The sequence below is a fragment of the Bradyrhizobium sp. SZCCHNR1017 genome, from assembly GCF_032381375.1.
In the GTDB taxonomy this organism is placed as follows: Bacteria; Pseudomonadota; Alphaproteobacteria; order Rhizobiales; family Xanthobacteraceae; genus Bradyrhizobium.
Genome location: NZ_JAUHIR010000012.1, coordinates 169,105 through 184,402 on the forward strand (window position 1 = coordinate 169,105; position 15,298 = coordinate 184,402).

General features: G+C 66.6%; 11 protein-coding genes and 1 other RNA gene. 2 read left to right on the forward strand and 10 right to left on the reverse strand.

The window, feature by feature from the left end:
- Window positions 1–131 precede the first annotated feature (131 nt).
- The 5 genes from murF to rsmH all read right to left on the reverse strand — a co-directional run bounded on the left by murF (window position 132) and on the right by rsmH (window position 6,172).
- On the reverse strand, window positions 132–1,508 hold the full coding sequence (gene murF, locus QW863_RS26435) for a UDP-N-acetylmuramoyl-tripeptide--D-alanyl-D-alanine ligase (protein WP_315769168.1): 1,377 nt from the start codon (window positions 1,506–1,508) through the stop codon (window positions 132–134).
- On the reverse strand, window positions 1,505–2,965 hold the full coding sequence (locus tag QW863_RS26440) for a UDP-N-acetylmuramoyl-L-alanyl-D-glutamate--2,6-diaminopimelate ligase (RefSeq protein ID WP_315769170.1): 1,461 nt from the start codon (window positions 2,963–2,965) through the stop codon (window positions 1,505–1,507). Before QW863_RS26440 ends, murF begins: the two co-directional genes overlap by 4 nt.
- A gap of 70 nt (window positions 2,966–3,035) precedes the next feature.
- On the reverse strand, window positions 3,036–4,784 hold the full coding sequence (locus QW863_RS26445) for a penicillin-binding protein 2 (protein WP_315752422.1): 1,749 nt from the start codon (window positions 4,782–4,784) through the stop codon (window positions 3,036–3,038).
- Window positions 4,781–5,173 carry a hypothetical protein gene (locus QW863_RS26450; RefSeq protein ID WP_315713444.1) on the reverse strand — a complete coding sequence of 131 codons (393 nt, stop codon included), beginning with the start codon at window positions 5,171–5,173 and terminating at the stop codon, window positions 4,781–4,783. Before QW863_RS26450 ends, QW863_RS26445 begins: the two co-directional genes overlap by 4 nt.
- Before the next feature lie 3 nt (window positions 5,174–5,176).
- On the reverse strand, window positions 5,177–6,172 hold the full coding sequence (gene rsmH, locus QW863_RS26455; protein WP_315769172.1) for a 16S rRNA (cytosine(1402)-N(4))-methyltransferase RsmH: 996 nt from the start codon (window positions 6,170–6,172) through the stop codon (window positions 5,177–5,179).
- Between the two features lie 552 nt (window positions 6,173–6,724).
- Here rsmH and QW863_RS26460 point away from each other — a divergent pair.
- The gene (locus QW863_RS26460) at window positions 6,725–7,576 is read left to right on the forward strand and encodes an N-acetylmuramoyl-L-alanine amidase (protein WP_315769174.1); all 852 of its coding nucleotides are present in this window, start codon (window positions 6,725–6,727) and stop codon (window positions 7,574–7,576) included.
- A gap of 4 nt (window positions 7,577–7,580) precedes the next feature.
- On the opposite strand, the gene QW863_RS26465 is transcribed toward QW863_RS26460, so the two are convergent.
- Entirely contained in the window at window positions 7,581–8,825 is a 1,245-nt protein-coding gene (locus QW863_RS26465) for an RNA polymerase sigma factor (protein ID WP_315769176.1), read from the reverse strand.
- 33 nt (window positions 8,826–8,858) lie between these two features.
- Window positions 8,859–9,212 carry a YciI family protein gene (locus tag QW863_RS26470; RefSeq protein WP_315713448.1) on the reverse strand — a complete coding sequence of 118 codons (354 nt, stop codon included), beginning with the start codon at window positions 9,210–9,212 and terminating at the stop codon, window positions 8,859–8,861.
- Between the two features lie 139 nt (window positions 9,213–9,351).
- Between QW863_RS26470 and rnpB the strand changes: the two genes are divergently transcribed.
- An RNA gene (rnpB, locus tag QW863_RS26475) (RNase P RNA component class A) lies at window positions 9,352–9,793 on the forward strand.
- 47 nt (window positions 9,794–9,840) lie between these two features.
- Here rnpB and QW863_RS26480 read toward each other — a convergent pair.
- The 3 genes from QW863_RS26480 to QW863_RS26490 form a co-directional block, all read right to left on the reverse strand.
- Entirely contained in the window at window positions 9,841–11,658 is a 1,818-nt protein-coding gene (locus QW863_RS26480; RefSeq protein WP_315769178.1) for an ABC transporter ATP-binding protein, read from the reverse strand.
- A gap of 314 nt (window positions 11,659–11,972) precedes the next feature.
- Entirely contained in the window at window positions 11,973–13,562 is a 1,590-nt protein-coding gene (locus QW863_RS26485) for a DHA2 family efflux MFS transporter permease subunit (RefSeq protein ID WP_315769180.1), read from the reverse strand.
- 225 nt (window positions 13,563–13,787) lie between these two features.
- Window positions 13,788–15,119, reverse strand: a complete 1,332-nt coding sequence (locus QW863_RS26490) for an HlyD family secretion protein (RefSeq protein WP_315769182.1) — start codon at window positions 15,117–15,119, stop codon at window positions 13,788–13,790.
- Window positions 15,120–15,298: the final 179 nt, after the last annotated feature.

Here is a 15,298-nt window from a genome sequence, read left to right on the forward strand (position 1 = left end):
CGGTCCAGCCTCTTTTAACCATGATCGGGGCCGGGTGCGAATCATAGCCCGGCGGAATGACCCATCCGGCATGACCGCTTCGACCACCAGTGGAAAATATCCTTCTGCCGCGCCGCGATATCGCCCGATTTTCAAGTGGCCCGCTGCAGCGCCGCGGCGAGCTTCGACACGAACTTGTTGACCCAGAAGATCTTCTTGCTGCCCTTGATGACGACGACGTCGCCCGGCGCAAGCAGCGCCGCGACCCGACCGGGATCCAGCGTCACCGGATCCTCGTGCCAGCCGAGCCGCTTCGCGTGCGGCAGGCTGTCGAACAGGTGACGCATCAGCGGACCGACGCAATAGACGCCGTCGACCCCCGCGAGATGAGCGACCATCCCCTGATGATAGGCCGGCGCCTCGTCGCCGAGCTCGAGCATGTCGCCGATGATGGCGATCCGCCGTCCCCGCACCGGTCGCGCCTGCAGGCTGTCGAGCGCCGCCGCCATGCTGGCGGGGTTGCCATTGAAGCTGTCGTCAATCAGAACAATGTCGCCGACGGTCTGCTCGACGCCACGGCCGGTCATGATGCCGACATCGCCGAGCGTCGGCGCGAGCAGCGCTGGATCGAGCCCGGCCGCTGCGATGGAGGCGAGTGCCGCCAGCGCATTGTGCAGGCGATGCGGCGCACCCGGCGTCAGCGTGAAGGCGACGCGGCGACCGGCGATGTCGGCGCTCACATCCCAGGTCTCGCCGCGCGAGTCGTGCGAGAGCTCGCGGACGTCAGCGCCGCCACCGAAGCGGATCACCTTGCCGGTCCATTCCGGTGCTGCGAGATCAGCCGGCAACACGAGGACGCCGTCAGCCGGCAGCCCATGCGCGATCGAGACCTTCTCTTTCCTGATCGCTTCCAGGCTGCCGAGCTTCTCCAGATGCACCGGCTGCACATTCACGACCAGCGCCACCGTCGGCTGCGACAGCTCCGTCAGCCGCGCGATCTCGCCTTTTTGATTCATGCCCATCTCGACGACCCACACCGAAGCGGAAGGATCGGCGTTGCACAGCGTCAGCGGTACGCCCCAGAAATTGTTGAAGCTCGACGGACTCGCAGACGCACCGGGATAGGCGGCGATGAACTCCTTGGTCGAGGTCTTGCCGGCGCTGCCGGTCAACCCGATCACCGGGCCATGGAAGCGCGCCCGCGCGGCGCGCGCCAGCGCCCACAGCCCGTCGATCAGCGTGTCCGGCACCACGAGCTGCGGCACCGTGATCCCATCGATCCTGTGGGGAACGATCATCGCCACCGCGCCGGCCGCTTCGGCATTCGCCGCGAACTCCCAGCCGTCGCGGCTGGAGGCGAAGCTCGATACGAAGCCGCCACTCGGTGTGCCACTCAGTGCCACGAACAGGCTGCCGGGCTTCACCGCGCGACTGTCCTGCGCGACGAAATCGATCGGGGTCTCCGGGTAGTCGCCGGCGAGGCCGAGCGCGCGCGCCGCCTCTGCCACGGTCCACAGCGCCTTCGTCATGATGTCCTCGCTGCCAACGCGTCCGCGACCGCTTCATGATCGCTGAAATGCAGAATAGTGCTGCCGATGATCTGTCCGGTCTCATGGCCCTTGCCGGCGATCACGAGCGCATCGCCGGGCTGCAGCTCGCCGATCGCGACGCGGATTGCCTCCGTTCGGTCGCCGATCTCACGCGCACCGGGTACGGCGGCCAGGATTGCAGCGCGGATCGCAGCCGGATCCTCGCTGCGCGGATTGTCATCGGTGATGATGACACTGTCGGCCTCTTCGGCGGCGATCGCGCCCATCAAGGGGCGCTTGCCGGTGTCACGGTCGCCGCCGGCGCCGAACACGACGACGAGCTTTCGCGGAGCATAGGGCCGCAGCGCATGCAGCGCCTTGGCGAGCGCATCCGGCTTGTGCGCGTAGTCGATGAAAATGGGTGCGCCATTGTGCTCGCCGACCAGCTCGAGCCGGCCCTTGGCGCCCTCGAGCTGCTCGAGCGATTCGAACACCGCTTGCGGATCGCTGCCGGTGCCGATCGCGAGGCCCGCCGCGACCAGCGCGTTCTCGATCTGAAACGCGCCCACCAGCGGCAGGCGGACCGCATGCATGCGGCCGCAATGCTGGATCTGGAGCTGCTGCGCAAAGCCGTCGATTGCAACGGCCACGAGGCGAATGCCCTCGCCTGCACCGTCGCCATGCGTCCCCACCGTCATCAGGCGAAGACCGCGCGTCTGCGCCGCAGCGATGACTTCCGGCGAGCACTCATGATCGGCCGAGATCACCGCAGGCCCGCCCGGCGGCACGAGATCGCGGAACAGCCTCAGCTTGGCGTTGAGGTAGTGCGCGATGTCCGGATGATAGTCCATGTGGTCGCGCGACAGGTTCGTGAACCCGCCGGCCGAGACCCTGACACCGTCGAGCCTGAACTGATCGAGCCCGTGCGACGAAGCCTCGAACGCTAGATGGGTGACGCCATCCTGCGTGATCTCGTCGATCTGCCGATGCAGCGCGATCGGATCTGGCGTCGTCAGCGAGCCGTAGACGGTGCGCTTGTCCGACACCAGCCCGACGGTGCCGATGCTGGCCGAGCTGTGGCCCAGGCGCTGCCAGATCTGGCGCGTGAAGGCCGCGACCGACGTCTTGCCGCTGGTGCCGGTGACGGCGGCAATCGTCGCCGGCTGCCGCGGATAGAACCGGGACGAAGCGAGCGCGAGTGCCCGCCGCGGGTTCGGCAGCGCGATGAATGGAACGGCCAGCCCTGTTCCAGGGCCCGCCGCGCCGGCCACGGCGACCGCACCGGCCGCGATTGCCGCCGCAATGAAGCGGGAGCCATCGGTCTTGGTGCCGGAGAGTGCAAAAAACAGGTCGCCGGGCCGCACGGCTCGGCTGTCGACGGCGAGGCCGGATATCTCGACTGCGGCGATGGGAGCGTCGAGCGTCGCCTGATCGCCCAGGAGGTCGTGAAGTTTCATCCTGGTTCCGTGCCAGTCCTGGCCCCGCCCGGGATGGCGGCAGCTCCAAAGCCTGCGATTCGACGACGGCTTACTGTGTCAGCCGCGATGCCGCAAGAATTTGGCGGTCGGACGGCGGGAGGTCGAAACGGGGCTCAATTCCCAGCAGCGGCCCGATCCGGGAGATCACGTTGCCAGCGGTCGGCACCGCGTTCCAGCCCGAGGTGATGAAGCCATAGGTTTCCTTCAACGGCTGCGGCTCGTCCAGCATGATCAGGAGCTGGTATTTTGGCTTGTCCGCCGGGATCACGGCGGTGAAGAGGGTCAGCACCTTCTTCTTGGCGTAGCGGCCGTTGATCACCTTCTCGGCGGTGCCGGTCTTGCCGCCGATGTAGTAGCCCTTCACGTCGGCCTTGCGCGCGGTACCGACCTCGGCGTTCAGACGCATCAGATACCGCATCTTCTCAGAGGTCTCCGGCTTGATCACGCGCTTGGCGACCTGCATCGCCTCTGCCTCGGTGCGCTTCATGAAAGTCGGCGGGATCAGATAGCCGCCATTGACCAGCGCACTGACGCCCATCACGCCCTGCAGCGGCGCCACCGCCATGCCGTGACCGAACGCGATCGTGACCGTGTTCAATTCGCCCCAGCGCTTGGGCAGGATCGGCGAGGCGCTCTCAGGCAGCTCGGTGCGCAACCGGTCGAACTGGCCCATCTTGCGCAGGAACGCCTTGTGCGCTTCCACGCCCTGCGTCAACGCGATCCTGGCGGCGCCGACGTTGGACGAGAAGTAGAACACTTCCTTCATGTTGAGGAAGCGGCCCTTCGGCTCGTCGTCATGAATCGCGAACTTGCCGTAGTGCAGCGGCCCGCGTGCATCCCACAGCGAATTGAGATCATATTTGCCGGTGTCGAGCGCCATTGCCAGGGTGAACGCCTTGAAGGTCGAGCCCATCTCGTACACGCCCGTGGTCAGGCGGTTGATCCGGTCGGGATCGTGCGCTTCCTTCGGGTTGTTGGGATCGAAATCCGGCAGCGACACCATGGCGATGATCTCGCCTGTCCTGACATTGACGACGAGACCGGAAGCTGCCTTGGCCTTGAACTTGTCCTTGGCCTTGAGCAGTTCGTCGCGCAGCGCGTGCTCGACGCGCAGATCGACCGAGAGCTCGATTGGGCGCTGCAGGCGATCGGTGGCGAAGCCCGCGCGATGCAGGTCGGCAAGGCCCTGATTGTCGAGCCACTTCTCCATGCCGGCGATGCCCTGGTTGTCGATGTTCACCAGGCCGATCAGATGGGCCACCTCGTTTCCGGTCGGATAGACGCGCTTGTTCTCGCGCAGGAAGCCGATGCCCGGCAGGCCGAGGCGATGAATGTCCTGCTGCTGCTTCGGCGTCATCTCGCGCTTCAACCAGACGAAACCCTTGCGCGACAACAGTCGGTCGCGGACCTCGCCCGTATCGAGATCCGGCAAGGTCGCCGTCAGAAGCTCGATTGCCTCGTCCTTGTCGATGAGACGACGCGGCTCGGCGAACAGGCTCGGCGTCTTCACGTCGGTGGCGAGAACGGCGCCATTGCGGTCGACGATATCGGGGCGCGCGGTGGCGATGGCGTCCTGCTGCGCGGCGCGCCGCGCGCTCGGACCATCCGAGCCGATCGCGAACATCACGAGGCGGCCGCCGATGACCGCGTAGACGGCAGCAAAGGCAATGATCGCGAGGCCGACTCGCGCGCGCGCCTTGGCAGTCCGATCGACATCGCGCCCATACAGCAGCGTGCGCACCAGACGTTGCCGCCAGGGTTCCTGCGGCTTGACGTCGGGCCGAAGCTGATCGGTCATTGCTGATCCTCCGGGCGACGCACCGACCCGGTCACGGGGGGCTCTTCGTTGATCGCGTCGATCGCATCGATCATCGATCCGATCGGATCCGGATTGTCCGGTCGCGCAAATCGCGGCGGCCGCTCCGGCAGATTCTTCAGGCTGTCGTATTGTGTGGCGTTGAGCGGCTTCAGCGGCAGATGCCGCTCGACCAGCCCTTGCAGCCGCAGCGGCGCGTCGAGCTTGGCCCATTCCGCGCGCAACACTGCGATGGCCTCGCGCTGCTCGCGGATCTCGGCGCGCAATTGCAGCACGCGCTCGACCCGCGCCGTGGAGTCCATCTTGATGCGATAGACATAGGCCGCCGCGAAGATCAGCGAGCAGATCACGACGAGATGCAGGAGGCGCATCGGTCACCCTCCTCGCAGGACATCGGCCAGCCGCGGCCAGGGCGACGAGGATGCCGAAGCGTGCGCCGGCGCCGCCGTGCGCTCGGCACCGCGCAGCTTGGCGGACCGCGCCCGCGGATTGGCTTCGGTCTCAGCCTCCGCGGCCACGACCGGCTTGCGGTTGAGCAACTGGAAGCTCGGTGCCTCCTGCGCGATCTCGGGCAGATGGCGCGAGCCGCCGCCGGTCCTGCTGCGCTCGGCGAGGAACGTCTTGACGATGCGGTCCTCGAGCGAATGGAACGAGACGACCGCCAGCCGGCCGCCCGGCGCCAGCACGCGCTCCGCTGCCGACAGCGCCTGTTCGAGCTCGTCCAGCTCCTCGTTGACGAGAATCCGCAGCGCCTGGAACGTGCGCGTCGCCGGATGGATGTCGCCAGGCTTGGATCTCACCACGCGCGCGACGATGTCGGCGAGTTGCCGCGTCGTCGTGATCGGCTGTTCCTTGCGCGCGGCGACGATGGCCCGCGCCACGGCGCGGGAGTGCCGCTCTTCGCCAAAGATGTAGATGACGTCGGCCAGAGCGCGCTCGGCAGCGTTGGCGACGACATCGGCGGCCGTCGGTCCCGTGCCGCCCATCCGCATGTCGAGCGGGCCGTCGAACCTGAACGAGAAGCCGCGCGCGGCGGAGTCGAGCTGCATCGAGGAGACGCCGACATCCATCACGATGCCATCGACATGCGCAAGGCCTCGCGATGCACAGATGTCGGCCAATGCCGAGAAACGGTTCTCGACCAGTGTCAGGCGACCGCCCGCTTCGGCGAGGAGACCTGCGCCGCCGGCGATTGCGGTGCTGTCGCGATCGATCCCGATGACGTGTGTTCCCGCCGTTGCCAGGATCAGGCGCGTATAGCCACCGGCACCAAAGGTCGCATCGACGTAGGTTCCGCCGCCGCGTGGCGCCAGCATCTCGACCGCTTCGGGGCCGAGCACCGGGATGTGCCGCTGGTCAGCCGTGCTCACCCGGCCGCTCCGCACGCGCGCCGTTGCTTCAGACTGACTTTGGTTGGCAGCGAGCCCATCGCGCCCTCGATCCTCGCGCCCCGTCAATTCGCCAAGCCATCTCCCGGGACGCTCCGTCATCCGTCGCGCCGTCACGACATCAGCAGCACGATCCGGCCATGTCGAGATCCTCGATCCGACAGCGATCGCGCGGCGCCGGAGCGCCCCGGAACCGCTTTCGATCGTGATCTGCCGTGCAGGACCTTGCATCGTGGCGGCTTGCCGTCCCGAAAGCCGGCTTGGCTCTTCACCACTCAGTAACGGCGTTTAGCGTTAACAAACCGTTGATGGTCTGTGGCGGATGTTGGGCACTTGGACCGCGAGGCGGAGCTGCCCGGTAGACGTTTCGTCCTGCTCGCCGCCGTGCCGTTCGGCGGACCGGCGATCGCGATACAACGGTCCGCTCAATAGCGAGGGCTCGCATGCGATTTCGATTGCGGCTGGGTCATGTAAAAGAGTAGTGCCTGCCCATATCCGGTTTGAGCCGCCGCCGCCGTCCGCTTCGAGTCGTTCATGCCAAGTCCCTCCGACAAGCCGGAATCGAAGCGTCCTCGTGCGCTGCAGATCCCCAAAGGCGTTTCCAACCTGCCGGTCTTCACGCCGGACTCGTCGGTTGTCTCCGACGTGATCCCGTCGGCCAATTTCGGCGAGCGCAAGGGTGGGCGCCAGCCGGACATGATCATTCTTCATTACACCGGCATGCCGGATGTCGAAGGGGCAATCACCAAGCTGTGCACCGCCGGCAGCGAGGTCTCCGCGCATTACGTCGTGCTCGAGGACGGACGCATCGTCCAGTGCGTGCCGGAGGCCTTGCGCGCTTGGCACGCGGGTCTCTCGTCATGGGACGGCGAGGAGGACATCAATTCCTGCTCGATCGGCATAGAGATCGTCAATCGCGGCCACGATTGGGGCTATCCGGATTTCCCACCGCGGCAGATCGCGGCGGTCATCGCGCTGTGCCGGGGCATCATGCTCCGCCGCAATGTCCCGGCGCATCGCGTGCTCGGGCATTCCGACGTGGCACCCGCGCGCAAGAAGGATCCGGGTGAGAAATTCCCGTGGCATTCGCTGGCGAATTCGGGCGTGGGCCACTGGGTGCAGCCGGCGGCGATCACCAAGGGCGAGACGCTAAAGCTCGGCAGCATCGGCGACGACGTCAAGGGCTTGCAGAAGGCGCTCGCCAAATACGGCTATGGCGTGCCGATCACGGGTAAATTCGACGGCATCACCATGGATGTCGTCACCGCGTTCCAGCGGCACTTCCGCCCCGAAAAGATCGACGGCATCGCCGACCGCTCGACCTTGTGGACGTTGCATGCGCTGCTGACGAGCCTGCCGGCCGAGGATCAGGCGCCGCGCGTCTGACACGTCAGGCCTCCACGTCGAGCTCGCCGAGCCGCCGTGCATAGAGACGCTTGAGCGGCGCGAGCTGCGTGGCTGCGCTCGCCTCGCGGTAAGCAGCGCGCGCCTCGTCGCGCCGACCGAGCCGCCGCAGAAGGTCTGCCCGCACCGCCGGCAGCAGATCGTACTGCTTCAATCCGCCGCGCGCGGCCAGCGCATCGACCAGTGCCAGCGCCCGCGCCGGGCCGTCGACCATCGAGACAGCGGCCGCATGATTGAGCTCGATCACAGGCGATGGCGCGATCCGCAGCAGAACCTCGTAGAGCCCCACGATCTGCCGCCAATCCGTTTCAGCGTAGCTGGAGGCCTGAGCATGAAGCGCGGCAATCGCTGCCTGGACCGTATAGGGCTGCGGGAGCCCCTTCATGCCCAGGGCCTGTTCGACCAGCCCAAGCCCTTCGGCGATCTGCTCACGATTCCACAGCGAGCGGTCCTGCTCCTCCAGCAGGACGATGTCGCCCGCCGCATTGGTACGGCCGGCGCGCCGCGCATCGTGCAGCAGCATCAACGCGAGCAGGCCCTTGATGTCGCGCGCCTCCGGCATCAAGCCAAGCAGCAGGCGACACAGCCGGATCGCCTCGCGCGCGAGATCCTCACGAATCAGCTCGGTGCCTGAGGTCGCGAGATAGCCCTCGGTGAACACCAGATAGATCACGGTCAGGACACCGCGCAGCCGCTCCTCGAGCGCATCGCGTCCCGGCACCTCGTAGGGAATGCCGGCGAGGCGGATCTTCTGCTTGGCGCGCACCAGGCGCTGCGCCATCGCCTCCTCGCCGGTGACAAGTGCGCGGGCGACCTCGGCGGTGGTGAGGCCGCAGACCGTGCGCAGCGTCAGCGCCACCTGGACCTCCGGCGCGAACGACGGATGGCAGCAGGTGAAGATCAGCCGCAGCATGTCGTCGTCGAGATCGCCCGGCGCGTCGGCATCGTCGTTGGCGGCATCGCGCTCGATGGCGTGAACGATCTCCGCCTCCTTGCCGCGAAAATTGCTCCGCCGCCGGATCCGGTCGATCGCCTTGTTGCGGGCGACATTGACCAGCCACGCCCGCGGGTTGGCGGGAGCGTCGGACCCCCGCCATTTGAGCAGCGCCGCAGCGAACGCATCCTGCAGCACGTCCTCGGCCAGATCGAAGTCACCGACGAGCCGGATCAAGGTCGCGAGTGCGCGGCCGGCCTCATCGCGGAACACCTTGTCGATCGCATCAAGCGTCATCGGTGACCCTTCTCGGCCGCGAGCGCACCGGCCTCAATGATTATATTGCCAGACCGGCCGCACCTCGATCGAGCCGAAACGGGCGCCGGGAATCCGCGCGGCAATCCCGATCGCCTCGTCGAGATTCTTGGCCTCGATCATGTAATAGCCGCCGAGCTGCTCGCGGGTCTCGGCGAACGGACCGTCCGTGGTGAGGATCTTGCCGTCGCGCACCCGCACCGTCGTCGACGTCGTGGTCGGCTGCAGCCGGTCGCCGCCCTTGTAATTGCCGCTCGAGATGATCGACTGGGTGAAGGTCTGGTACTCCGCCAGCATCTTGCCCTCGGCCTCCTTCTCCATCTTCGCGTAGTCGACTTCGTTCTGGTAGATCATCAACAGATATTGCATCGAACTTGCTCCCTTGTTTCGGCCGGATCGCCGACATCCAGTCGAATGGCGCGCTCACGAAACGACACGCCCAGGATAATATTTTTGCCGGCGCAGCGATGGCTTGACCTGATGGCCGGGAAGCCCCATTCAAGCTGCGTCAGTCGGCCGGACGGCCGCTCCGGCAGGCGCCGAAAGGCCGCCGGGGAGGAAAGTCCGGGCTCCATCGACATGCGGTGCCGGATAACGTCCGGCGGGGGCGACCCCAGGGATAGTGCCACAGAGAACGAACCGCTTCCTCCCGCGAGGGAGGCGAGTAAGGGTGAAAAGGTGCGGTAAGAGCGCACCGCGGGGCCGGCAACGGAACCGGCATGGTAAACCCCACCGGGAGCAAAACCGAATAGGGACGGCCACGCGGAGACAATCGCCAAGGCAGATGATGCCAAGGCGATGACGTCCGCGGGAGCGATGTCAGGCTCGCCGTCCGGGTAGGTTGCCCGAGGTCGCGCGCAAGCGCGATCCCAGAGGAATGGCCGTCACGTATCGTCATGCGCAAGCATCACGGTGCCCTACAGAACCCGGCTTACAGGCCGGCTGATATGTTCATGAGGGGCTCGGCGCAGCAGCGCCGGGCCCCTCACCATTTTTGTCAACCGGCGGCCGAGAGCTGGCCGAACTCGGTGGCCTGGCGCTCGAACAGGCTGCGATAGAGTCCGCCGGGTCTGCCAACCAGCGTGGCGTGGCTGCCCTGCTCGACGATACGGCCGCGGTCGAACACCAGGATGCGATCGAGGCTGCGCACGGTCGCCAGCCGATGCGCGATCACGATCGCCGTCCTGCCCTTCATCAGCCGCTCCATCGCCTCCTGGATCAGCGCCTCGGATTCCGAATCGAGGCTCGAGGTCGCCTCGTCCAGGATCAGCACCCGCGCGTCCGCCAGGAACGCCCGCGCCAGCGCGACCCGCTGCCGCTCGCCGCCCGACAGCTTGACGCCGCGCTCGCCGACCAGCGTGCCGTAGCCCTTGGGCAGGCGCGTGATGAACTCATGCGCGTTGGCGAGCCGCGCCGCCTGCTCGATCTCGGCCTGGCTGGCGCCGGGACGGCCATAGGCGATGTTCTCGGCCAGCGAGCGGTGGAACAGGATCGGCTCCTGCTGCACGATCGCGATCTGGCTGCGCAGCGAGTCCTGCGTGGCATGCGCTATGTCCTGCCCGTCGATGAGGATGCGGCCGCCGCCAACGTCGTAGAGCCGCTGCACCAGCTTGACGAAGGTCGTCTTGCCGGAGCCGGAGCGCCCGACGAGGCCGATCCGCTCGCCCGGCCGGATGTCCACCGAGAGCCGGTCATACAGCGGGGTGCGATGGCCGCCATAGTGGAACGTCACCGCATCGAACACGATGTGCCCACCGGTCACCGCGATCGGCCTGGCGTCCTTGGCATCGATGATGCCGATCGGCTCGCTGTGGATCGCCACCAGCTCGTCCATGTCGTTGACCGCGCGCTGCAGGTTGTTGATGTGCATGCCGACGTCACGCAGATACGCATGGATGACGTAGTAGCTCGTCAGCACATAGGTGACGTCGCCTGGCGAGGCCTTGCCCGCCATCCACAGCAGCACGGCGCCGCCGATCACCGAGGAGCGCAGGCACAGCAGCACGCCGAGCTGCACGGCCGCCGTCGTGTTGTAGCGCAGCCAGGTTCGGTTGACGCGACGGCTCCAACGGCTGACGACGCGCATCAGCCGGCCGTCCTCGCGGGCTTCCGCCCCGAACGACTTGACCACCGCATTGCAGCTCAGCGCGTCCGCCAGCGTGCCGCCGACCTTGGTGTCCCAGGCGTTGGAGATCCGTGCGGCCGGGGCGATGTAGCGGGTCGAGAACGCGACGGTCATCGCGACGTACAGCACCGCGCCGACGGCGATCACGCCGCCCAGCGCGCCCCAGTGCAGGCCGAGCAGCACCATCGAGCCCAGCAGCACCGAGAGCGACGGCAGCAGCGCCAGCAGGATGGTGTCGTTATAGAGGTCGAGCGCCCACATGCCCCGGGTGATCTTGCGCACCGTGGAGCCGGCGAAGCTGTTGGCGTGCCAGTCGGTCGAGAAGCGCTGCACGCGCACGAAGGCGTCGCGCGCCACGTCGGACATGATGCGCAGGGTGAACGGCACGATCAGCTGCAGGCCCGACAATCGCAGCACGATCGAGGCGAAGCCGAGGGCTACGATGGCGGCGAACGCCACCAGGGCGCTGTGCCGTGCATCGGCATTACCTGGGCCCAGAGTGAGCGCATCGACCAGCCGGCCAGAGAACAGCGGCATGAACAGATCGGCAGCGGTGGCGCCCAGCAGCGCGCACGCAATGCCGAGCGTCATGCGCGGCTGCTTCAGCCAGTGGCGGAACACGAACGGCATCACGACGCGGATGGCGGCGGGACGCTTGTCGGCCTTCAGGCCGGAGACGTCGACGGTCATGGCATCATCCGGCCGCGCTCGTCGCGCCAGGCCGGCTCCAAATGAGGCAGACGGACGCGGCAGGCGCGGTCTGCGAATGACTAATCAGGCTGTGGGAAGAAGACGGTGGCGCTCAAAGCGAGCGGCCGAACACCAAGACAGGCATCGATCGGGTGCATGCGATCTGCAGATGCGATTCAGTCATGCAAATCTCCCCGGTTCGAGCGACAATTCCCGCCTTATAACCGCGGCGGTATGATTTGGCAACCCGCGTACATCACGTAAGCCATCCAGCTCACCGCGTCGTTATCACCACCCCGCCCGACGTCCTCGTCTCAGTGCGCGTCGCCGCCGCCCGCCATCGGCGAGCTCGGCTTGTTGAGCAGCATCACCATGAAGCTGAGCGCGATGTAGAAGCAGGTCAGCATGAAGAACGCATCGCCATAGCCCATCACGACGGCCTGGCGATGCACGATCTGCGACAGCTGCTTCATCGCCATCAGCGCCGAGTCGCCCATGCCCTGCAGCTTCTGCTGCAGCATGTTGAGGGTCTCGACCGCGGTGGCATTGCCCCAGTTGACGCGCTCGTGCAGGCGGGAAATGTGCAGGTCGGTGCGGTCGTTCAGCACCTGGTTGATCACGGCAAGGCCGACGGCGCCGCCGAGATTGCGCATCAGGTTGAACAGGCCGGATGCATTCTTGACCCGATCCGGCGCCAGGGTGCCGAGCGCGATGTTGTTGGTCGGCACCATCGCGAACATCATGCCGACGCCGCGCAGCACCTGCGGCAGGAAAAGCTCCCAGAAGTCGTAGTCGCGGGTGATGCCGGTCATCTGGTAGGAGCCGATCGCGAAGATCACGAGGCCGAACGCGATCATCAGGCGCATGTCGATCTTCAGCATCAGGCGGCCGACCACCGGCGCCATCAGGAACATGGTGACGCCCGAGACGAACATCGTCTCGCCGATCATCAGGGCGCTGTAGCCGCGGACTTCGGCGAGATAGCGCGGATAGATGTAGGTCAGGCCGTAGAGGCCGATGCCGATGCAGAATTGCAGGAGGCATCCGACCGCGAAGTTGCGGTTGCCGAAAGCGAAGAGGTCGACGATCGGCTCGTCGGCCGTCAGCACCCGCCAGAAGAAGCACACCGCCGAGACGGCGCAGACCGCGGCGAAGATCGCGACCGAGGTGTCCTGCAGCCATTCATATTGCGGCCCCTCCTCCAGCACGTATTCGAGCGAGCCGAGGAAGCCGGCCATGAACAGCAAGCCCCACCAGTCGAAGCGGTCGAGCAGCTCGAAATGCGGCTCGTCGAAATCCACCAGCGCCAGCACGCCTGTCGTGATGATGATGCCCGGCACGATGTTGACGAAGAACAGCCAGTGCCACGACATCGCGTCGGTGATGTAGCCGCCGACCGTGGGACCCACCGTCGGCGCCAGCGTCGCGACCAGGCCGATGATCGGACCGACGATGTGGAATTTGGTGCGCGGGAACACCGTGTAGGCCGAGGCGAACACGGTCGGGATCATGCCGGCGCCGAGGAAGCCCTGCAGCGCGCGCCACACGATCATCTGCTCGATCGACGAGGCGAAGCCGCACAGGAAGCTCGAAATGGTGAAGCCGGCCGCCGAAATCGCGAACAACAGCCGCGTGCCGAGCGCGCGCGACAGGAAGCCGGACAAGGGAATCGCGATCACCTCGGCGATCAGATAGGCCGTCTGCACCCACGACACTTCGCTGGAGCTCGCCGACAGTCCGGCCTGGATCTCGCTCAGCGACGCCGAGACGATCTGGATGTCCAGGATCGCCATGAACATGCCGAACACCATGATCAGGAACGCGATCAGCCGCCGCGGCGCGATGCGGTCCGACGGCGCGGCCGGTGCGCTCATAGTGGGGTCGGCTGTCGTTGCGGTAGCCATGTTCTAATGAGTCCGCTGGAGTCAATGACCGCGCCGCGTCACAGGTGCGCTCCCCTCCCCCCGCGCGAAGCGGAGCTTCGCTAGGCGGGGAGGGGTCGGGGGTGGAGGTCCCCAACGGCGGTCTCGCCCGGAGACCCCCCACCCCAACCCTCCCCCGCAAGGGGGGAGGGAGCTGACTTCCGATGACGCAACAGCGAATGCAATCGCGTCAGTTAGATCACCTCGCTACTTCCCCTGCACCGTCGCCGGCGCGTCGAGATCTCCGTCGCTGTCGGCATCCTTGGCGCCGTCGGTGGTGTCGACGGTGACGTAGACCGACATGCCGGCGCGCAGCAGGTTCTGCCGCGCAACCTCCTTCGGCACGCGGATGCGCACGGGCAGGCGCTGCACGATCTTGGTGAAGTTCCCGGTGGCGTTGTCCGGCGGCAGCAGGGTGAACACCGAGCCCGAGGCCGGCGAGATGCTGTCGACCACGCCCTTGAAGCCGCGCGCGCCATAGGCGTCGACCTTGATCGTGACCGGCTGGCCCGGACGGATGCGCCTGAGCTGGGTTTCCTTGAAGTTCGCGTCGATGAAGACGTCGTCGAGCGGCACGACGTTGCCGAGCCGCTGGCCGACCGCGACGAAGTCGCCGGTGTTGACGAGACGGTTGGAGAAGGTGCCGTCGACCGGCGCGCGCACGGTGGCGAATTCGAGATCGCGCTCGGCCTTGGCAAGCGATGTCTTCAGCTCGGCGAGCTGCGCCTGGGCCTCGACCTGCTGCGCCTTCGTCACCTCGACATTGTCGCGCGCGGCGTCGTACGCGGCACGGGCGGCGCGGACCGCCGCCATGCCCTGGTCGCGCGCGGCTTCCGACTGCTCGAAGGTCGCATGCGAGGCAAAACCCTTGCTGCTCAGCGCCTGCTGGCGCTCATAGTCGAGCCCGGCGCGCTTCATCGCGGCTTCGGATGAGGTGAGATTGGCCTGCGCCTGCTCGGCGGCACTCTGCTGCGCGGCGACCTGGCGGCCGATGCGCGCGATCGTCGCCTCCTGCGTGGCAATCTTGGTGCGGGCGGCGTCGACCGCGATCTTGTAGTCGCCGTCGTCGATGCGGAAAATCACGTCGCCCTTGCGAACCACCGAATTGTCGCGCGGCACGATCTCCTGGATGTGCCCGGAGACGCGCGCGCCCAGCATGGTGTTGTTGGCGCGGACGTAGGAATCGTCGGTCGAGACCATGAAGCGGCCGACCAGATAATAGTGCGTGGCATAGCCGGCGGCGGCTAGCGCGAGCAGTACGCCGATGCCCGCCAGCACGCGCTTGCGTTTGCCGGATTTCGGAGCGGCGGCGGGCGCGGCTTGCGGCTTCGCGCCCGTGGGAGCGCCGGCCGGCGCCGGCCGTTCAAGCGGCGCCTCGGTGCTGACGTCGGCCTTCGGGTCAGCCGGCTTGGCATCAACCGGCTTGCGCTGTGCCGCGTCGCTGGCCTGCGGCCGGACCGGCCCAGACCTCGTCTGTTCCAGCGTTTCCTCAGCGTCCGGACGGCGCGCCCGCACAGCCTGATCTCTCGCAGCGGCCATCAGAGACTCCACCCATGACAGCGGGGCCGCTCAGGCCCCGAAAATCGAAAATCCCGACCGAACCGTTCGGTCAATTCATCTCTACCATTGACCGAACCGTTCGGTCAATCTATATCTTCGCTACCGCAACATATCCGCGCAGATGCTTTTGTGACGTTGGCACCGGCCAAATCTTCGGG